This is a genomic window from Bradyrhizobium sp. IC4060, from assembly GCF_020193715.1.
Lineage (GTDB): Bacteria > Pseudomonadota > Alphaproteobacteria > Rhizobiales > Xanthobacteraceae > Bradyrhizobium > Bradyrhizobium yuanmingense.
In genome coordinates this window covers 165317-183320 of record NZ_JADYVJ010000013.1, presented here as the reverse complement: position 1 = coordinate 183320, position 18004 = coordinate 165317, and the positions used below count along the sequence as shown (strand labels likewise).

The following is an 18004-nucleotide window of genomic DNA, read 5'->3' as shown; positions in this document are numbered from 1 at the left end:
TGCCGGGCCGTTTACGCCCCGTTAACCATAAGACAGCGAAGGTGAGGCATCGATCACCCGGATTCTTTCCGATGCGCATCTACGGACCGAACGGTACGACGCTTGGCACGCCGGCCAGCCAGGCCAAGCGGACGGGCTCCGGCAGTTTCGTGCTGCCCGACACCTCATCGGCGCAAGAGACGCGGAGCGCTGCCGCACCGAAGGCGGCCGCCAACATCGATGCGCTGCTAGCGTTGCAGGGTGTCGAGGAGGATCCGGTCGAGCGCCGCAAGCGCTCGGTCGCCCGCGGCAGGACTGCGCTCGACGTGCTCGACGATGTCAAGATGGGCCTGTTGTCCGGCAATCTCGACGTCTCGACCGTGATGCGGCTGCGTGATGCGGCGGCCCACCTGAAATCGTCCTCAGGCGATGCCGGTCTCGATGCGGTGCTCTCCGAGATCGAGCTGCGGGTCGAGGTCGAACTGGCGAAGGCCGGGCAGGCGTAGTCACGGAGGCTCTTACGCCGCTTCCTCCTTCAACTGCGCATCATAGCGGCGCTGGGCGGCGAGCACGTCTTTCAGATTTTGCTCGGCCCAATCGCGTAAGGGATCCACAGCCGCCGCCAGTGTCAGGCCGAGCTGGGTGATCGAATATTCCACCGTCACTGGCACGGTCGCGATGGCGCGGCGCCTGATCAGGCCGTCGCGTTCGAGCGACTTGAGCACCTGGCTCAGCATCTTCTGCGAGATGCCTTCAATCGTGCGGCGCAATTGATTGAAGCGCATCGGCTCCTCGCGCAGGAGCAAGAGGATCAGCACCGCCCATTTGTCGCCGACGCGATCGAGGATTTGGCGGGTAGGGCAGTTCGCTGCGTAGACGTCGGGTTTCATCGTCGGTTCTCGGAAATCCATACCGTTGCTTGGCATCCGCGTGCCGGTTGTACGCGATCAGTTACCTCAGCGTAATCAGGTAAGCACAAAGTGCTCTCTTAACACCAGCATTCTTTGCGATATCTAGTCTCTGTCAGTTACCATAGAAGCAAAGGAGCCTTCCATGAAAATCGCAGTCGCCGGCGCCTCGGGCCGGGCGGGGTCGGAGATCACCAGGGAACTGTCCCGCCGCGGCCACACGGTCACGGCCATCGCCCGGAACCCGGAAAAGATTGCGGCCCTGCCGAACGTCACGCCAACCAAGGGGGATGTGCTCGACCAGGCGGGCCTCGCCAAGCTGTGGGCCGGTCACGACGTCGCCGTGAGTTCCGTGCACTTCCTGGCCAGTGATCCGCTCAAGCTGATCGGTGCGGCGAAGGACTCCAAGGTCGGTCGCTACCTCGTGGTGGGCGGCGCCGGGAGCCTCGAGGTTGCCCCGGGCGTGAAGCTGGTCACGACTCCCAATTTTCCGGCCCAATACAAGGCCGAAGCGGAGGCGGGCTCGGCCTTCCTGGACCTGCTGCGGCAGGAAAAGGACCTGAACTGGACCTTCATCTCGCCCTCGGCGCTGTTCGAGGAGGGGGAGCGCACCGGCAAGTTCCGGCTCGGGACCGACCAGCTTCTCGCAGATGCGAACGGCAAGAGCTGGATCACCTTCGCCGACTACGCCATTGCGCTCGCCGACGAGATCGAAAAGCCGGCCCACCTGAAGCAGCGCTTCACGGTCGGCTATTAAGGGCGGCCAGCTGCCTCCAAGCCCTCAAGGATAAACCTTCCTGTGCAAGGGCTTGGGGGCGCGGATCGGGCGGTGAGGGAAATATTGTCTGTCACGGGAGGCCACTATATAAGGCCCGGCTCAACGGACCCCGGTCCGTCCGCGAGTCGTTGCTTAAGAAGATAGGCCTCCCTTGGAAAAGTTGAAAAACTACCGACCGACCGACAAAGAGCCTTTCATGAACGACCGGCAGAAGGAGTACTTCCGTTTGAAGCTCCTCGCCTGGAAGGATGAGATCCTCAAAGAATCCAAGCTCACCCTGCAGGCTCTGCAGGAGGAGAACGTGAACCACCCCGATCTCGCCGATCGGGCCTCGTCCGAAACCGACCGTGCCATCGAACTCCGCGCCCGCGACCGCCAGCGCAAATTGATCGCCAAGATCGATGCCGCGCTCCAGCGTATCGAGGACAACACCTACGGCTATTGCGAGGAAACCGGCGAGCCGATCTCGTTGAAGCGGCTCGAGGCCCGGCCCATCGCGACGCTCTCGGTGGAAGCGCAGGAGCGCCACGAGAAACGCGAGAAGGTCTATCGCGACGAATAAGGTCCGAGCCGCAGAGATGCGGCTCTTTGTTTTTGGACGCAGGGCGCCATTTCGCGCCATGCTCCGCATATTGCCCATAGCTTGCCGTCGCGCCCACCATGGCGACAGCGCGATCGCGAAAAGTGAATCGCGATCAACGGGCTAGACCGGATTGCTCCGAGCTCACGTGAGTTCGGATGAGAAACAGCCTTCACTTCAGGTGCGGGAGATTTTGCGAGTCGCATCAACGAGATCGACTCTGAAGTTGAGACGCTGATCCAGCTGCATCAAGCATCGCTGCAATCAGGCCTGCTGCGACGTCCCAAGCCGGGTATCCCCATTAAGCCTGGGCCAGCTCAATATTTCCTTAAAAGCTCGAGCTCGCGCAGCTGCGTGGTCAGCATGTGCTGGGTGATGCCGCCGATCGACGCAAGGCGCCGAAACGAACCGCGCCGTTCATCAGCGCAAACAGGATCTCCAGTTTGAGGGGAATGCGGGTCATGAGCACTGTTCTGGTCTCCGGCGGGTCGGGCTTCGTCGGCATCCATGTCGTCCTGCAACTTCTGGCCGCCGGCCATGCCGTGCGGACGACGGTGCGACGGCCGGAGCGCCAAGCCGATGTGCTCGCCATGCTGCGCGAGGGCGGGGCGGCGACGCCCGAGAGCGTGGCCTTCGTCACCGCCGATCTGACCCGGGACGACGGCTGGGCGGCGGCGGTCGCGGGCTGCGACTACGTTCTCCACGTGGCGTCCCCGCTCTCGACCACCGTCCCGACGGACGAGAACGAGATGATCATCCCCGCCCGCGACGGAACGATCCGGGTGCTCCGGGCCGCGCGCGCGGCCGGTGTCAAGAGAGTCGTCATCACCTCGTCGCTGGGCGCGATCGGCTATGGCCATCCGCCGCGCGACAAGCCGTTCGATGAGACCGAATGGACCAATCTCGCCGGTGTCGACGGCCAACCCTACGTCAAGTCCAAGACGCTGGCCGAGCGGGCGGCTTGGGATTTCGTCGCGGGCGAGGGGAATGGGCTGGAGCTGTCGGTGATCAACCCTGCCGGTATTTTCGGGCCGGTGCTGGGGCCGGACTTTTCCGGCTCGATCGAGATCGTCAGATCGCTGCTCGACGGCGCCATGCCGGCCGTGCCGCGGCTCTATTTCGGCGTGGTCGACGTCCGCGACGTCGCCGAGCTGCACCTGCGGGCGATGACTGCGCCGGAGGCGAAAGGCGAGCGTTTCATCGCGGTCTCCGGCGAGACGATGTCGATCCTCGACATCGCCCGCGTGCTGCGGCGGGAACTCGGGCCGCGGGCGCGCCGGGTTCCGCGGCTCCAGGCGCCGGACTGGCTGGTGCGGCTGGCCGCGCGCCGGATTCCGCTGCTGCGTGCGGTCGTGCCGATGCTCGGAATGATCAGGCATTCCACCAGCGCCAAGGCCAAGTCGCTGCTCGGCTGGCAGGCCCGCTCCAACGAGGAGGCGATCCTTGCGACCGCCGAGAGCCTGATCCGGCTCGGCCTCGTCAAGGGGTGAGGGCATGCCGCCCGCGCTTGTCAGGCCGGAGCGGGGATGCTGAAGTGCCGCCCTGCGACTGCGTAGCGTGGGAGGCGGCGCCGATGGACAAGATTCTCGAAGCCGCAAAGGCGATCGCGCTGGCGCGTCGCAACCACGCCCCGCTCGCGGCGCTGGAGCGGCCCCCTGCGGACGAAGCCGAGGGCTATCAGATCCAGCGCACCCTGCACGATCTGCTGCTGCCGCATGTCGGTCCGCTCGTCGGCTACAAGATCGGCTGCACCAGCCAGGTGATGCAGGACTATATCGGCATCCCGCACCCTTGCGGCGGCGGCGTGTTCCAGAAGGGCGTCCATGACAGCGGCGCCAAGCTCGCCGCCTCCAATTATGTCCGGGTCGGGGTCGAATGCGAGATCGCGGTGCGGCTGAAGCGGGACCTTGCCGCCGGCGAGGCGCCGTTCACGGCCGAATGGGTCGGCGAGGCGGTCGAGTCCTATCACCCCGCGATCGAGATCGTCGACGATCGCTACGTGAAATGGGAGACGATGGGCGCGCCGACCTTGATCGCCGACGATTTCTTTGCCGCCGGCTGCGTGCTGGGCCCATCGGTCCCGCGCTCGTCGGTGCCGGACCTCAAGGCGGTCAAGGGCCGCGCCATCGTCAACGGCGAGGAGGTCAGCCACGGCACCGGTGCGGACGTGCTCGGCCATCCCCACAACGCGCTCGCCTGGCTCGCCAACCATCTCGCCGCCGAAGGCAAGGGGCTGCACGCCGGGCAGCTCGTGCTCACCGGCAGCCTGGTGAAGACGCTGTGGCTGAAAGCCGGCGACAAGGTGCGGATGGAGCTGGACGGGCTCGGCGTGGTGGAGGCGGAGTTTACGTGAGCGGCATTGGTCCTCTCCGCAGTCATTCCCCGCGAAGGCGGGGAATCCAGTACGTCGCGCCTTCGCCAAGGCTTCGGCGGACAAGTCGCTGCGCTCGCAATGACGGAGTGTGTTGTCGCGGCGTTGCAATAATGTCGCGGACCTGCCTCGCAGTACGCAGTTTCTGACACATCCCGACAAAGGCATCTTGCGCCCGCCGGCAATCGGGTCTATGAGCCCCGTCCCATTCAACCTGCGCGTTCAAAATTGAGGAGACCAGCCGTGAGTACTTTGTGGCGATCGACACATTCCGTGCCGACGCTCTCAGTGCGTCCGGCTGACAGTCATCCAATCATGTTGAACGACAATGGCACAGTCATTGATTCAGCGCCGGCGGGAGGCCGAGCGCACGCGGGTTGAAGCCTACGAGCTGTCGCTGCGGCATGTGTCGCAGCGGACGCGTCCTCCACCGGATTTCGAGAACGCGATCAAAGAGGCCAGGCGTGGCTTCGAGGCGGACGTCCTTCGCGATGCTTCGGCATGGAAGCCGCAGCTGAAAACTCGCGACGCGGCGCGTCTTCGTCTTGGCGCCGCCCGCTATCTCTTTGCGCGCTATCCTGTCGCTGAGCATCTGGAGCAGATCTGGATCGACAGCGCGGGACTGAGCCGCGACGAGATCATGTTGCGCAAGCGATGGTATGTCGTGGCGGCCGGCGGCGGTTCGCTCTACGCCGCCGGTGCGGCCGAATGGCTGTCTCGCAAGGAGGTCCATGCGTTCCTCAATCCGTTGGGGAAGGTCGGCTTCGAGGCTGCGATCTGGCAGGCGATTGCGCGTTCCTATGCGACCGATCCCGCTGTTGCGATGCGGATCGCGCGCACCAGGATCACACAGACGCAGCGCGCTCAGCATCGCTTCTGGCGCGAGGTGGTGCGCTTCTTCTGCGCGTATGCCACCACGGTCGAGGACATGGATGACTTCCATGACTACCTCGCCGATTGCCACCGGCGTGATCCAGAGTACACCCTCAAGGGGCGTTCACTGATCTCGCTTGGGCGGCAGATGCGCGAATGGCATCGCGATCTCGATGCGATTGCTCGTATCGAGGCCGCACGCCGTCGCGCCGAGGCGGCGCGAAACCGTGCGGGGGGCTGGCAGCAGGCCCCGAGCAGAGCGAGGACCGTTGGCCCGGTGCAGCGATCGCGGACTGGTCATGGACCAAGTCGTCCAAGGACCGCGCCAAGCGCGAAGAATATGTCGTGGTCCAGTTGCGGACCGCAGCCGATCTCGTGGCTGAGACGCGGGGCATGCGTCACTGCGTCGCCACTTACGCGACAAAGTGCATTGCCGGGCATGCCTCGATCTGGTCGCTCCGTCGCCGTGCCTCGGGTGACGTCCAGCGGCTGCTGACCATCGAGCTTGATACCCGTTCCAGGGCGGTTCAGGTTCGTGGGTTTGCGAACCGTCCGCCGTTTGCCGAGGAGTGCAAGAACCTCCAGCGATGGGCGCAAGCACGCGGGATCATGCTGCTGTGAGAGAAGCCTGCGCCGCTTCGGCGGCGCAGGCAAAATACATGCGGCCCTCGCCAGGGGAGCTAGCGAGGGCCGCGTAGTACATCGTCGTTCGCGCCTTTAGTTCGCGAGCACGATGTGGGAGCTCTTGAAGGGGCTTAGAAGGGCAGCAGCACGTCCATGACCTGCTGGCCGTAGCGCGGCTGCTGCACGTCGGTGATCTGGCCGCGGCCGCCATAGGCGATGCGGGCCTGGGCGATCTTGGTGGAGTCGATGGTGTTGTCGCTCTGGATGTCCTCGGGGCGGACGATGCCGGCGACGATCAGCTCGCGAATTTCGAAGTTGACGCGGATCTCCTGCTTGCCTTCGACCACCAAATTGCCGTTCGGCAGCACCTGGGTCACCACCGCGGCGACGTTGGTCTGCAGAGCTTCCTTGCGGTCGACGCTGCCCTTGCCCTCGCTCGAGGAGGTCGAGTCGGCGGTCAGGATGCGGCCGGGGAGGATCTTGTTGGCCTGGGTGATCGTCTGGGAGCCGATGAAGTCCGTGATCCCGGAATCTTCCTTGTTGCTGCGGCTGCGCGAGGTGTCGTTCTCGATGTTGGCCTTGTCGGTGATGTTCACGGCCACCGTCAGGAGATCGCCGACCTGGCGGGCGCGCTGGTCCTTGAAGAAGGCGCGGCTGCCGTTGCGCCACAGCGAGTTCGGATTGTAGGAGGCGACTTCGGGCTTCGGCATGGGCATCTGCACCGGCTTGTAGCCGGGCTGCGTCGTCGGGTTGTCGATCGCCGACAGCTTCGGCTGCTCGCCGATCTGCGACAGGCGGTCGATCGAGGAGCAGCCGCTCGCCAAGGTGCAAGTCGCCAGCAACAGGGCAGAGATCGCGATGCGACGAAGGCGGGAGGCCGAACTAAACGTGGACATGAATCTACTCTGACTTGGCTGGAGCTTGCGAGAGACGAACTTGCGGAATCCGGGCTTGGGCGATCTCGGCTGCGGAGGCGGGTGCCTGGACCAGGCTCTGCGCCAGGGCAGCGGCCGCCGGCACGGGGTCGCGCTTGACCGACGAGGTCTGCTCGACCGCCGGTGCCATCGGTGCGGACTGGCTGGCGCCCTGCACCGTGACCTGGCCGCGGCCGGTCACGATGCCGGTCAGCGTGCGCTTGGAGTGCAGATTGAGCACGCTGACGGTGTCGCCCTCGGCGCCGCTCTCGATCGCCTTGCCGCGCGTGGTGAGATAGAGGCCGGGCACCTGGTAGATGATGGTGACCGCCTGGTCGCGCACCACGAAGTCGGGCCTGACGAGGTCGGCTGCGCGGATCGGCGTGCCCGCGCGCATTGCTCGGCGCAGCTGCATGCCGATGCTGCGGTCGCGCGAGGCAGGCTCGCCGGTGACCTCGGCCTTCGGCCGGCGCTCCAACGACAGGTCGGAAGATTTCAGAAGCTCGGCGCGGTCGATGTCGCGGGTCAGCACGGCGACCTCCACCGTCTCGATCGCGGTGCCGGTGAAGCGCAGCTTGGTCGGCGCGGCGTTGCCGTCGTTGGCGATCTCGAAGGCGATGTCGAAACGGCCGCTGCGGGCATCATAGCGGGTTGCGACCGGCTGCAGCGCGCCACTGTTGGAGGCGTCCAGCCGCATCTCGGCGACGCTGCGGTCGAACGTGATTGTGATGTTGGCGGCGTCTCCGAGGCCGGAGCGGCGCTCGAGCGCCGCGGCGACCGCGTTCTCGATATCCTTGCTCGCGAGCGTGCGGGCGAGGCGGGTGACCTGGACCTCCTTGATGTCCCCGGTCATGACGCCGATCACCTGCTTGGCCCGCAGGACCGAGAGCACCTGGCCTGTCGTCAGCGTGCCGGTGGTGCCGAGATCGGGCGAGCGGTAGACCGGGATCAGCGCGGCCGATCCGGCGTTGTCGATGAGATCGCCGATCCGCACCACGTCCGAAGTCACCGTGACGCTTGCGCGCAGCGTCGGCGCGGCGATGAAATCGTCGGCGGCCGCTGCCGGCAAGGCCAGCGCGAGAAGGGTGGAGATGGCGGCGAGGGTGGCGCGGATCATGGTCATCACCTCAGCGGAACAACGCCGTGGTCGATTGCATCATCTGGTCGGCGGCGCTGATCACCTTGGCGTTCATCTCGTAGGCGCGCTGGGCGGCGATCAGGTCGCTCATCTCCGAGACGACGTCGACATTGGCCTGCTCCAGGCTGCCTTGCGTGAGCTTGCCGTAACCTTCGGTGTTCGCGGTGCCGTCCTGCGGCGCACCGGACGAGGGCGTCTCGGTGAACTGGTTGTTGCCGACCGGCTGCAGGCCCGCCTTGTTGATGAAGCGCGTGACGCCGATCTGGCCGACGATCGAGGAGGTGGTTGAGCCCGGCAACGTCACCGAGACCTGGCCCTGCTCGCTCACGGAGATGCCCGAGGCGTTGTTGGGAATGGTGATGGTGGGCTGCACCGGATTGCCCTGCGCGGTGACGACGCGGCCCTGATTGTCCATCTGGAAGGTGCCGTCGCGGGTGTACTGGAAGGTGCCGTCGGGCATCAGGATCTTGAAGAAGCCCTCGCCCGAGATGGCGAGGTCGAGGTCGTTGCCGGTCTGCGACAGCGTGCCTTGCGTCATGCTGCGCGGCGTGCCGACGGTCTTGACGCCGCCGCCGATGTCGACGCCGACCGGCAGGATGGTGCCCTGGTCCGACGACTGGGCGCCGACGCGGCGGACGTGCTCGTAGATCAGGTCCTGGAACGCCGCCGTCTGCTTCTTGAAGCCGGTGGTGCGGAGGTTGGCGATATTGTTGGAGATCACCTGAACGTTGAGTTCCTGTGCCGCCATTCCGGTCGCTGCGGTGTGAAGCGCCTGCATCTCAGTTCTCCTTCAATCAGGCCGGAACGTCGGCGAGCTTCTCGATCGCCGATTTGTGGAGGTCGCTCTGCTGCTGCAGCAGGTTGGCGACCGCGGCGTAGCTGCGCATCACCTCGACCATGCGGGTCATCTCGCCGACCGCATTCACGTTCGACTTCTCGACATAGCCCTGCTGCAGGGTGGACTTGGTGTCGGGCTGCTGGTTCGCCGAGCCGGCGGCATAGAGATTGGCGCCGAGCTTGGTCAGCTTGGCCGGATCGTCGAACGACACCATGCGGATCTTGCCGCGGATCGAGTCGGTTCGCGCCGTGCCCTCGAGCACCGTGACGGTGCCGTCGGGCGCGACGTTGATGTCGTGGTCGGTCGGCTGAAAGGTGATCGGGCCGGCATTGCCGAGCACGAGATTGCCGTCGGCGGTGACGAGCTGGCCGGTGCTGTTGAGCGAGAACTTGCCGTCGCGGGTATAGAACTCGCCGCCGTTGGCCTGCACTGCGAAATAGGCGCCGCCGTTGATCGCCATGTCGAGCGGATTGTTGGTCGGCTCCAGCGGCCCCTGGCTGATGTTGCGGAAGGTGCCGCGGTCCTGGACATACGAGACCCGGCGGTCGCGGCCGATGAAATTGTCCTCGCGCGCGTTCGAGTTCAGATATTCCTCGAACAGCGAATGGTCGGACTTGAAGCCGTTGGTGTTGGCATTGGCGACGTTGTTGGCGATGACATCCATCTGCCGTTCCAACGTCATCTGCCGTGACAAGCCGATCAGACGCGCGTTCTGCATCGGAAATCTCCCCTGAGCGGATCTGCCATTTCGCTCTCCCAAGCGCCTTGGCGGACCCCGTGACCGAGACCGTCGGGCTCTCCCAAGCCGTGCGGTCTCGGGCCTGTCTCAGCGAAAGCCGTGCCAATCAGGAAAATCACGTAACTTCAATGTGTTGGCGACTTTCGAGGGGCGCGAGCAGGCGGCAGAAAGGTTCTGTTAGCCATGTTTGCCCGGCAGATTTTTCCTAGCGGCGGCCCAATCGAAAGATTCCGTTAACCATTATTACCGTAGCGTTTGCGCATCAGAGGAGCGCATTGCGCTGGGGCATTCGTATCGCGTCATTGTCTGCCAGGAGGCTTCGCTCTTTCGACCCCTTTGAGAGATGAACGGGCGCGGCAACCATGGCAGAGAACGAGGAAGGCGGCGCAGCCGCCGAGGGCGCGGAAGCCGCTCCGCCGAAGAACAAGCTCAAGCTCATCATCATGGTCGTCGGCGCGCTCGCCGTGCTCGGCGGCGGTGCTGCGACCTGGTTCTTCTTCTTCCGTCATAGCGGCGATGAGCATCATGCCGAGGCCGCGCCGCCGCCGAAGCCGCCGGCCTTCGTCGACGTTCCCGACCTGATGGTCAACCTCGCCGGTTCGCCCGGCGAGCGCGTGCAATATCTGCGGTTGAAGATCGTGCTGGAGCTGAAGGAAGAGAAGCAGATCGAGGCGATCAAGCCGACGATGCCGCGCGTCACCGACATCTTCCAGACCTATGTGCGCGAGCTGCGCCCGTCCGACCTCAACGGTTCGGCCGGCATCTTCCGCCTCAAGGAGGAGCTGACCAAGCGCGTCAACGCGGCGGTCGCCCCGATCCAGGTCAGCGCCGTGCTGTTCAAGGAAGTCGTGGTCCAGTGAGCATGACGGACTAGGGATCATGGCGGGCAACGACCAAGTCGACCAGGATGCAATTGCCGCCCAGTGGGAGGCCTCGCTCGATAGCGAGGATCCCGCCGAGGCGGCAAAGGCTGCCGCTGAGAACGAGCTATCGGAGACGATGGCCCTGCAATGGGCCGCCATGGTCGAGGACGGCAGCCGCGATCTCGGCACCGGCAAGAATTCCGGCGAGCGGGTGTTGTCCCAGGAGGAGATCGACAATCTCCTCGGCTTCACCGTCGGTGACGTCACGCTCGACGACCATTCCGGCATTCGCGCGATCATCGATTCGGCGATGGTCTCCTACGAGCGCCTGCCGATGCTCGAAATCGTCTTCGACCGCCTGGTGCGGTTGATGACGACCTCCTTGCGCAATTTCACCTCCGACAACGTCGAAGTCTCGCTCGACCGCATCACCTCGGTGCGCTTCGGCGATTACATGAACTCGATCCCGCTGCCCGCCGTCCTCACCGTCTTCAAGGCCGAGGAGTGGGAGAACTTCGGCATGGCGACGGTCGATTCCAACCTGATCTATTCGATGATCGACGTGCTGCTCGGCGGCCGCCGCGGCACCAGCCAGCTGCGCATCGAGGGCCGGCCCTACACCACGATCGAGACCGAGCTGGTCAAGCGGCTGGTCGAGGTAGTGCTGGCCGACGCCGAGCAGGCGTTCCGGCCGCTGTCGCCGGTGACCTTCTCGATCGATCGGCTCGAGACCAATCCGCGTTTCGCCGCGATCAGCCGTCCCGCCAACGCCGCGATCCTGGTGCGCCTGCGCATCGACATGGAAGACCGCGGCGGCAACATCGAGCTGCTGCTGCCTTACGCGACCATCGAGCCGATCCGGGGCGTCCTGCTCCAGATGTTCATGGGCGAAAAGTTCGGCCGCGACCCGGTCTGGGAGGGCCACTTCGCCACCGAGATCGTGCAGGCCGAGATCGCCGTCGACGCCGTGCTCTACGAGGCCGACATTCCGCTCAAGCAGCTGATGCGGCTCAAGGTGGGCGACACGCTGCCGCTCGACATGCGCGCCGACGCCAACGTCACCGTGCGTTGCGGCGACGTCACGCTGACCGAGGGGCGGATGGGCCGGGTCGGCGACCGCGTCGCGATCCGTGTGACGAAACCCTTGCGCAAGCCAAGTACGACACTTGCGATGTTCGAGAAGGTGGACGAGCAGAACAAGATGATGGAGGCCCCATGAACCACTCCCTGGGAATGGCGATCGAGACGTTGGTGGCTATCCTGCTGATGCTGACGATCGTCTACTGCGTCACGCTCAACAAGCGCTTGAGGCGGCTGAAGGCGGACGAGCATTCGCTGAAGGCCGTCATCGCCGAGCTGATCACCGCGACCGAGATCGCCGAGCGCGCGATCGGCGGGCTGAAGCTCGCCGTGCGCGACGTCAACGAGAACCTCGGCAACCAGCTCGCCGCCGCGACGCAGATGTCGGATCAGCTCTACAAGCAGCTCGGCGAGGCCGACAACGTGGTGCGGCGCCTGTCCAAGATCGCGATCGCCGCGCGTCCCGTCACCAATCCGGAGACGGTCGCCGCGCCCGCGCCCAAGCCGTCGTCCGCGAAGGCGGTGGCGGCGGCCGCCGAAGCCTTCTCCGAGCGCCGACGATCCAACGGCCTTGCCGCATGAAGCCTGGGTATGAAGTCCTTTCGTAACATCCGCGTCATTCCGGTCGTCCTGGTCGCCGTTGCCGGCCTCGCCACGCTGAAGGTGGCGGGCCTTGCGATCAACGGCGGCTATGTCTTCGACTACAAGCCGAACCAGGGCAAGAAATCCTGGGCGGAAGAGAACCTGAATTTCCCGACCGGCCGCGAGGATCCCGACATCACCGGCTCGACCCCTGCGCCGAAGGAAGCACCCAAGCCGGCAGCGCCCGAGACCAAGATGGAGGGTGGCACCGTCGTCAAGATCGACGAGGGCCAGCCGCAGGTCTCGGCCGCGGAGCGCGCGATCCTGGAACGGTTGCAGGCGCGGCGGCAGGAGATCGAGGCCCGTCAGCGCGAGATCGACATCCGCGAAAGCCTGCTCAAGTCCGCCGAGAAGCGCATTGAGAACAAGGTCGAGGAGATGAAGGCGGTGGAAACCCGCATCTCCGCGACCCAGGCCGAGCAGAAGGCCGCCGAAGCCCAGCGCATGAAGGGCCTCGTGACCATGTACGAGGGCATGAAGCCCAAGGATGCCGCGCGGGTGTTCGACCGGCTCGAAATGGGCGTGCTGATCGAGATCGCCTCGGCGATCGCGCCGCGCAAGATGTCGGACATCCTGGGCCTGATGTCATCGGAAGCCGCCGAGCGGCTGACCGTCGAGATGGCCCGCCGCGCCAATGGCGGCGGCGATCAGTCCGCCTCGGCCGGCGAATTGCCCAAGATCGACGGCAAGCCGACGCAAAAGCCGAATTGAGGGCTCGAGGAGAACCGCGCTTTCAATCCGCGCGCTGTCGACTGAAGCCCAGAGAAATGCCTCGTGCGCCTAATTCGCGAAGGCCTGTTGCACCCTGCGAACAGGCGGGCGCAACTGCTGCTCCATCTGGGCGAGGATATTGACCTGCTGCTTGATCAGCGCCGCCTTTGAGACGCGGGTCACGAGCTGCAGGGTGCTGTGGCAACAGGCACATTCATATGTCTTCAGGGCATATCCTCTTGCAATCGGGACGATCGCGACGACCGCTCTTGCTCTGCTACACACAATGCAACCGGCTTCTCCGCTCATTGATTACCCCCAGAGCTAACCAATGCGATTTGCATCGCCGAGATTCACATCTGATTCAGAGTCGCGCGCGAACCGCAACGAGCCGAAGGTTGTGAGTGCGCGCGCTCAGCAACCCGTCAAGGTGGAAATCAGAATCCCGTGGCGGATGCAGCCGGGGCAGGCGGCATCCTCCGGGACTGCGATGACTTGACGCGCGCAGGTGTGAAGTGGCGTACAGTGGTGCTCAAGGCGCCGTCCTACGCTTCGGTCATTCGCAGTCGGCAGCGCAGGAGGAGGCCATGAACTACTCGTCCGCAGCAGAACGCGTCATCGAGGCCGTCAACCGGATGCTCATAGCGGCGATGACATCCGCATGGACATCCGCGCTAAGCCATCAGCATGCCGCGCCGCCGGATGGCGAGGCCGGCAACGATGATCAATCTTCTCTTGGCGAAGAGAGCTCCTCGGCGCCCGATGGCGCCGGGACGCAACACTGAAGAGCCCATTGGCTCGGGGCGTCACAAGATCAGATCGTGCAAGCCGTGGCCGTGAGCCGGACTTGGGCCATGAGGCGGATCAACATCGGGCGGAGATGGTTCAGGCGTGAACGCCAGTTCGAGCCCGTGGAATCCTCCAGCGTGGCCGGGATGACCGGCGAGGTCTAGATGATCCGGCACCACGCTGTGCTGTGAGCCCTGCGAAGCGTTATCCTTGAACTTGAACGAATCGCCGAGCTGCTGCGTCTCGCTTGCAAGCGAATGGTTGGCGCCTCCGCTCGACGACTTCAGAAGGCTCGGATTGAGCGTCGCCTCTGCCATTCCATCGTTGGCACGACCGTGGGCATGCGCCGCCTCGTCGGCGTTTCCTTGAGGCGAGGCGCCGTGATTCCCGGCATTGTTCCCCGGTGCAAGCCCGCGCCCGGCGTGCTGTTCGGCGGCATTCTGGTCAAAATTCAGCGCGGCGATGGCAATGTCAGGCATGTGGCCGCTTCCAGCAATCGCGCCACTTTTGGCCAGCAATGCTGTGTCGGGACCGGCCAGGTGGTCGAAGACAAAACTGGCCTCCGTCGGTGCGGCGACGTATTGCGACATCGTAGACGGTCCGCTGCCCGAAGGAGCTACCGCAACAATAGCGAGTGTTTCGGTCGAGGGCGTTTGCATCGGGTCCGAACTGGAGATGCTCGAATATTCAGTTTGTTCGATCTGGTCCGAAGGCGTATCCAGGTTGTGGAGCGGCTCGCTTGACTGGATGTCCGGACTCTCTGCGAGGAGCGTGCCGTCGCCGCTTCCGGAGTCGGACGAGATTTCGGAAGTGATCGTCATTAGCCCGGCCGCATCACTCTGCAGGGTTGCGGTGAGGTCGGTCAGCTCGCTGGCGACCGCCACTACAGGCGCCGCTGGCGCCAGGATGAAGTCCGAGGCATCGACGGTTGCAATCCCCTGCAAATGGATTTCGAGCAGACTGGAATCGCCGATGTGCAGGGTCTGGTCCGTTGAGTTGACGTACACGATGGTTTCGTCCGACGCGCTGTCATAGATCCAGGCGATCGTATGTGGCGGCACCGTCGTGTTGGTTGAGCTCAACGCCAGGATGGCAAACCCGAGCGCGCCAAAGGCGGTCAGGTCGATCCTGTCCGCTCCCGATGCGAAGTCGGTGATGGTGTCGAACTGACCGGCACGGGAATCGGCAACGAACAAATATGCGAAACGATCGTTGCCATTGCTGCCGGTGAGTTGGTCCGCACCAAATCCGCCGGTTATGGTATCGGCGCCGTTGTTGCCGTTTACCGTATCGTTTCCCGAGCCGCCGTAGATGGCATCATTGCCATCGTTGCCCTTGATCGTGTCATTGCCTGAGCCGCCATAGAGAACGTCCGTCTTGCCGGTCCCATTGACCGTATCACTGCCGGCTCCCGCATAGATGACCTGACCTGTGTCGCCGCCGCCGGCGATGGTTTCGCTCCCCGGCGTTCCGTACACGTTCGGAGGATCGGAGATCACGACGGATCCGGTGGCCAGGTTGTCAAAATCGTTGGGGTCGGCATCACTGGCGCCATGAATGGCGACGGTCACCGTCTGCGTGGTACCGTCGATCGCGGTCACCGTGAATGTGTCGGTCAGGGTGTCGCCGGAATCGAGAGCCTCAACCACGCTATTGTTGTTGTCGAGGGTGTACGTCCATGCGCCGGCTGCGGTCATCGTGAAGGTGCCGTATCCGTCGTCGCTCGCGGTCGGTGAAGAGATCGCGGTGAACGTATTCGGCGCGTTGTCGACGTCGGTATCGGTCAGCGTGCCAGTCGCGATGGGAGCGCCGGGCGAGAAGGTTCCTGCCTCGGTCACTGAGCCGGTCGTGGTGCCGGAAATGAGGGCCGCGTCGTTGCTGCCGTGAATGGTGATCGTCACCACCTGTGGCGTGCCGTCGAGGGTCGTGACAGTAAAACTGTCGGTGAGTGTGTCCCCGACATTCAGCGCCTGCACCGCGCCGCTCGCATTGTCGAGCATGTAGGTCCACGCGCCGGCGGCGGTTAGCGTAAAGGTGCCATAACCATTCGTGCTTGCCTTGGGCGAACTCACTGCTGTGAAGGTATTGGACGCATTGTCGACGTCGGCGGCAAACAGCGTGCCGGTTGCGCTCGGGCTGCCCGGTGTCGCATTGGCAACGCCGCCGGCCTCGGTCACCGCACCGGTCGTGGTGCCGGAAACGATGGCGGCATCGTTGGTGCCATGGATGGTGACCGTCACCACTTGGGCGGTTCCATCCAGAGTGGTCACCGTGAACGTGTCGGTCAGCGTTTCGCCGGTATTGAGCGCCTGCACCGCAGCGTTGGCGTTATCGAGCGTGTAGGTCCACACGCCGGCAGCCGTCATGGTGAAGGTGCCGTAGCCGGCGGCGCTCTGCGTCGGCGAGCCGACGGCCGTGAATGCATTTGCGATCGTGTCCACGTCGGTATCGGTGAGGGTGCCGGTCGCGATGGGCGTGCCGGGGTTAGCACTGGCGACGCCGCCAGCCTCGATGACGGCGCCGGTCGTGTCGCCGGAGATGACCGCTGCATCACTGGCTCCCTGGATGGTGATCGTCACCACCTGGGGCGTGCCTCCGATCGTGGTCACCGTGAAGCTGTCGGTTAGCGTTTGGCCGGCATTGAGCCTCTGCACTGCGAGGTTCGAATTGTCCACGGTGTAGGTCCACACGCCGGCAGCCGTCATCGTGAAGGTGCCATAGCCGCCGGTGCTCGTCGTTGGCGAACTCACGGCCGTGAACGTATTTGGTGGGTCGTCGACGTCGGTATCGGAAAGCGTGCCGGTCGCAATCGGCGTGCCGGGCGTTCCATTGGCAATGCCGCCAGCCTCGACGATCGAGCCGGTCGTGGTGCCGGAGATGATTGCAGCGTCGTCGACACCGTTGATGGTGACTGTGAACGTCTGACTCGCAGAACTGAGGCCGTCGGAAACCGTGATGACGAAACTATCGGTCGTGGGCGCCTTCAGCGCGTTGATCGCGATGCTGTCAGGCACGAACGTGTAGGCGCCGCTCGTACTGTTGACGTAGAGCGTTCCGTACGGACCGGGCTTTGACAGGTCGTATGTCACTCCGCCGAGGACCGTCTCGCCGGCGGTTGCCCCTATGACGCCAAAGGTCAGCTTGGCGCTGCCGCTGGTGCTGCTGGCAGCGAAGATTCCGCTCGTCGCAGTGAATGTATCAAACACCACCGTATCGAGCTCGGTCGGCCCCGCTCCGGTGCTGAGTGTCGGCGGTATGGGGTCGAAAACGGGAATGGCGAATGGCGACACAGGCGCCAGCAAATTCTGCAGCGAGGGCGCGTCGGGCTGAATGAAATTGATCGGCTGCAGCGATTGGGTTTTGACGAAGGGAGGCGTGCTCGAGCCATGCGGCCCCTGTCCGTCCAGATTGGCGAGCACGTCCTGCTGTGCGGCGCGCAACTCGTCCATGCGAGCGGCCGAGTTCGCGACCTGATTGACACTGATGGTGGATCCCACTTTCTTGACGATGATCGTTTCGCCGGGATCATCGACGATGATGTGCCGTGGGATCGGCTCCTTGGTCACGAGCTCAAAGGCGCCGTGCGCAAGGTCCTTGTAAGTGATGGAGTCGTCATCCAGGAATGTGACGTCCGGGTCCGCGGCCTCGGCATTTTCCGCGACCGAGAAAGTCAATGCTGCAAGCGTCAGCATTCCGAAACCGCCCGCGTGACTCCGGGCGCGAATACCTGCAATTGGCGTATTCAGCTGGATAGACCCGGTTTCTCCCAGCCGACCTGGTACGAAACTGAAACTGCCTCGGGTCACGTCGAACAGGGCTGTAGGTGACGTGCCTTCGACGTCGAAGACGAATTCGCTCAGCGCCAGGCGCGTGTCGCAGGAGATGTTGAAGAGAGTACCGTCGATGAAGCGAATCGTGATCTGTCCGTCGGCGTCGGTCTCTATCACGTCGGCCCGGTAGACAGGCGCGCCGGCTACGGCCTGTGTGGCGACGCCACTGGCTCGCGCGAGCGTGCCGCAGCCGATCGCTGTATGAATATGGCCAATGATTTGGACGGGCAGGGCCGCGGCGGCCCTATTGCCAACCTGGACATCGGATGCAACCAACATGGCTCGACCTCGCCTGGGTGATCGATTCAGGCTCGGCGTGCTGCCATGGTCTTTCGGGGCGGCCCTCG

General features: G+C 64.3%; 18 protein-coding genes. 11 read left to right on the top strand and 7 right to left on the bottom strand.

Annotated features, from left to right (window positions below; translation table 11 throughout):
* The first annotated feature begins 71 nt into the window (after positions 1-71).
* Complete coding sequence (locus tag I6F16_RS31540; RefSeq protein ID WP_036013111.1) at positions 72-485, top strand: flagellar assembly protein FliX; 414 nt, start codon at positions 72-74, stop codon at positions 483-485.
* 12 nt (positions 486-497) lie between these two features.
* Here I6F16_RS31540 and I6F16_RS31535 read toward each other — a convergent pair whose 3' ends face one another.
* Positions 498-869, bottom strand: a complete 372-nt coding sequence (locus tag I6F16_RS31535; RefSeq protein WP_025037390.1) for a helix-turn-helix domain-containing protein — start codon at positions 867-869, stop codon at positions 498-500.
* Between the two features lie 163 nt (positions 870-1032).
* Between I6F16_RS31535 and I6F16_RS31530 the strand changes: the two genes are divergently transcribed.
* From I6F16_RS31530 to I6F16_RS31515, 4 genes are all read left to right on the top strand, one after another.
* Entirely contained in the window at positions 1033-1644 is a 612-nt protein-coding gene (locus I6F16_RS31530) for an NAD(P)-dependent oxidoreductase (RefSeq protein WP_036013109.1), read from the top strand.
* A gap of 217 nt (positions 1645-1861) precedes the next feature.
* Positions 1862-2227, top strand: coding sequence for an RNA polymerase-binding protein DksA (gene dksA / locus I6F16_RS31525; protein ID WP_085966600.1), 366 nt, complete (start codon positions 1862-1864; stop codon positions 2225-2227).
* A gap of 479 nt (positions 2228-2706) precedes the next feature.
* Positions 2707-3735 (top strand): aldehyde reductase, encoded by a 1029-nt coding sequence (locus I6F16_RS31520; RefSeq protein ID WP_225114647.1) that lies wholly within the window; start codon positions 2707-2709, stop codon positions 3733-3735.
* An 83-nt stretch (positions 3736-3818) separates the two neighbouring features.
* Positions 3819-4598 (top strand): fumarylacetoacetate hydrolase family protein, encoded by a 780-nt coding sequence (locus I6F16_RS31515; protein WP_036013105.1) that lies wholly within the window; start codon positions 3819-3821, stop codon positions 4596-4598.
* 355 nt (positions 4599-4953) lie between these two features.
* Here the strand turns inward: I6F16_RS31515 and I6F16_RS31510 are convergent, their stop codons facing one another.
* Complete coding sequence (locus I6F16_RS31510; protein WP_225114648.1) at positions 4954-5559, bottom strand: hypothetical protein; 606 nt, start codon at positions 5557-5559, stop codon at positions 4954-4956.
* Between the two features lie 86 nt (positions 5560-5645).
* On the opposite strand from I6F16_RS31510, the gene I6F16_RS31505 reads away from it, so the two are divergent.
* A complete protein-coding gene (locus tag I6F16_RS31505; RefSeq protein ID WP_225174281.1) occupies positions 5646-6110 on the top strand; it encodes a PcfJ domain-containing protein in 465 nt (154 codons plus the stop codon).
* Between the two features lie 134 nt (positions 6111-6244).
* Here the strand turns inward: I6F16_RS31505 and flgH are convergent, their stop codons facing one another.
* The 4 genes from flgH to flgF are packed head-to-tail and all read right to left on the bottom strand — an operon-like array spanning position 6245 to position 9721.
* Positions 6245-7009: a flagellar basal body L-ring protein FlgH gene (gene flgH, locus I6F16_RS31500; protein WP_225114650.1), complete on the bottom strand. Its 765-nt coding sequence runs from the start codon at positions 7007-7009 to the stop codon at positions 6245-6247.
* Positions 7010-7013: 4 nt separating this feature from the next.
* Positions 7014-8144: a flagellar basal body P-ring formation chaperone FlgA gene (gene flgA, locus I6F16_RS31495; protein WP_225114651.1), complete on the bottom strand. Its 1131-nt coding sequence runs from the start codon at positions 8142-8144 to the stop codon at positions 7014-7016.
* A gap of 10 nt (positions 8145-8154) precedes the next feature.
* Complete coding sequence (gene flgG, locus I6F16_RS31490; protein ID WP_036013098.1) at positions 8155-8943, bottom strand: flagellar basal-body rod protein FlgG; 789 nt, start codon at positions 8941-8943, stop codon at positions 8155-8157.
* A gap of 16 nt (positions 8944-8959) precedes the next feature.
* On the bottom strand, positions 8960-9721 hold the full coding sequence (flgF, locus tag I6F16_RS31485) for a flagellar basal-body rod protein FlgF (RefSeq protein WP_128264476.1): 762 nt from the start codon (positions 9719-9721) through the stop codon (positions 8960-8962).
* 383 nt (positions 9722-10104) lie between these two features.
* On the opposite strand from flgF, the gene fliL reads away from it, so the two are divergent.
* The 5 genes from fliL to I6F16_RS31460 all read left to right on the top strand — a co-directional run bounded on the left by fliL (position 10105) and on the right by I6F16_RS31460 (position 13823).
* The gene (gene fliL / locus I6F16_RS31480) at positions 10105-10602 is read left to right on the top strand and encodes a flagellar basal body-associated protein FliL (RefSeq protein WP_036013096.1); all 498 of its coding nucleotides are present in this window, start codon (positions 10105-10107) and stop codon (positions 10600-10602) included.
* Between the two features lie 19 nt (positions 10603-10621).
* A complete protein-coding gene (fliM, locus tag I6F16_RS31475; protein WP_036027916.1) occupies positions 10622-11824 on the top strand; it encodes a flagellar motor switch protein FliM in 1203 nt (400 codons plus the stop codon).
* Entirely contained in the window at positions 11821-12267 is a 447-nt protein-coding gene (locus I6F16_RS31470; RefSeq protein ID WP_225114652.1) for a DUF6468 domain-containing protein, read from the top strand. The genes fliM and I6F16_RS31470 overlap by 4 nt, the downstream gene beginning before the upstream one ends.
* 9 nt (positions 12268-12276) lie before the next feature.
* Positions 12277-13038 (top strand): flagellar protein FlbB, encoded by a 762-nt coding sequence (locus I6F16_RS31465; protein ID WP_036043778.1) that lies wholly within the window; start codon positions 12277-12279, stop codon positions 13036-13038.
* A gap of 587 nt (positions 13039-13625) precedes the next feature.
* Positions 13626-13823: a hypothetical protein gene (locus tag I6F16_RS31460; RefSeq protein WP_074448248.1), complete on the top strand. Its 198-nt coding sequence runs from the start codon at positions 13626-13628 to the stop codon at positions 13821-13823.
* Between the two features lie 21 nt (positions 13824-13844).
* Here I6F16_RS31460 and I6F16_RS31455 read toward each other — a convergent pair whose 3' ends face one another.
* Entirely contained in the window at positions 13845-17936 is a 4092-nt protein-coding gene (locus tag I6F16_RS31455; RefSeq protein WP_225174280.1) for a VCBS domain-containing protein, read from the bottom strand.
* Positions 17937-18004: the final 68 nt, after the last annotated feature.

Coding starts and splice junctions, on each gene's coding strand:
- flgH (WP_225114650.1), bottom strand. CDS start 7,009: ATGTCCACGTTTAGTTCGGCCTCCCGCCTTCGTCGCATCGCGATCTCT.
- I6F16_RS31460 (WP_074448248.1), top strand. CDS start 13,626: ATGAACTACTCGTCCGCAGCAGAACGCGTCATCGAGGCCGTCAACCGG.
- I6F16_RS31515 (WP_036013105.1), top strand. CDS start 3,819: ATGGACAAGATTCTCGAAGCCGCAAAGGCGATCGCGCTGGCGCGTCGC.
- I6F16_RS31540 (WP_036013111.1), top strand. CDS start 72: ATGCGCATCTACGGACCGAACGGTACGACGCTTGGCACGCCGGCCAGC.
- flgG (WP_036013098.1), bottom strand. CDS start 8,943: ATGCAGGCGCTTCACACCGCAGCGACCGGAATGGCGGCACAGGAACTC.
- I6F16_RS31465 (WP_036043778.1), top strand. CDS start 12,277: ATGAAGTCCTTTCGTAACATCCGCGTCATTCCGGTCGTCCTGGTCGCC.
- I6F16_RS31530 (WP_036013109.1), top strand. CDS start 1,033: ATGAAAATCGCAGTCGCCGGCGCCTCGGGCCGGGCGGGGTCGGAGATC.
- I6F16_RS31505 (WP_225174281.1), top strand. CDS start 5,646: ATGGCATCGCGATCTCGATGCGATTGCTCGTATCGAGGCCGCACGCCG.
- I6F16_RS31535 (WP_025037390.1), bottom strand. CDS start 869: ATGAAACCCGACGTCTACGCAGCGAACTGCCCTACCCGCCAAATCCTC.
- I6F16_RS31510 (WP_225114648.1), bottom strand. CDS start 5,559: ATGGAAGTCATCCATGTCCTCGACCGTGGTGGCATACGCGCAGAAGAA.
- I6F16_RS31455 (WP_225174280.1), bottom strand. CDS start 17,936: ATGTTGGTTGCATCCGATGTCCAGGTTGGCAATAGGGCCGCCGCGGCC.
- fliM (WP_036027916.1), top strand. CDS start 10,622: ATGGCGGGCAACGACCAAGTCGACCAGGATGCAATTGCCGCCCAGTGG.
- dksA (WP_085966600.1), top strand. CDS start 1,862: ATGAACGACCGGCAGAAGGAGTACTTCCGTTTGAAGCTCCTCGCCTGG.
- flgF (WP_128264476.1), bottom strand. CDS start 9,721: ATGCAGAACGCGCGTCTGATCGGCTTGTCACGGCAGATGACGTTGGAA.
- I6F16_RS31470 (WP_225114652.1), top strand. CDS start 11,821: ATGAACCACTCCCTGGGAATGGCGATCGAGACGTTGGTGGCTATCCTG.
- fliL (WP_036013096.1), top strand. CDS start 10,105: ATGGCAGAGAACGAGGAAGGCGGCGCAGCCGCCGAGGGCGCGGAAGCC.
- I6F16_RS31520 (WP_225114647.1), top strand. CDS start 2,707: ATGAGCACTGTTCTGGTCTCCGGCGGGTCGGGCTTCGTCGGCATCCAT.
- flgA (WP_225114651.1), bottom strand. CDS start 8,144: ATGATCCGCGCCACCCTCGCCGCCATCTCCACCCTTCTCGCGCTGGCC.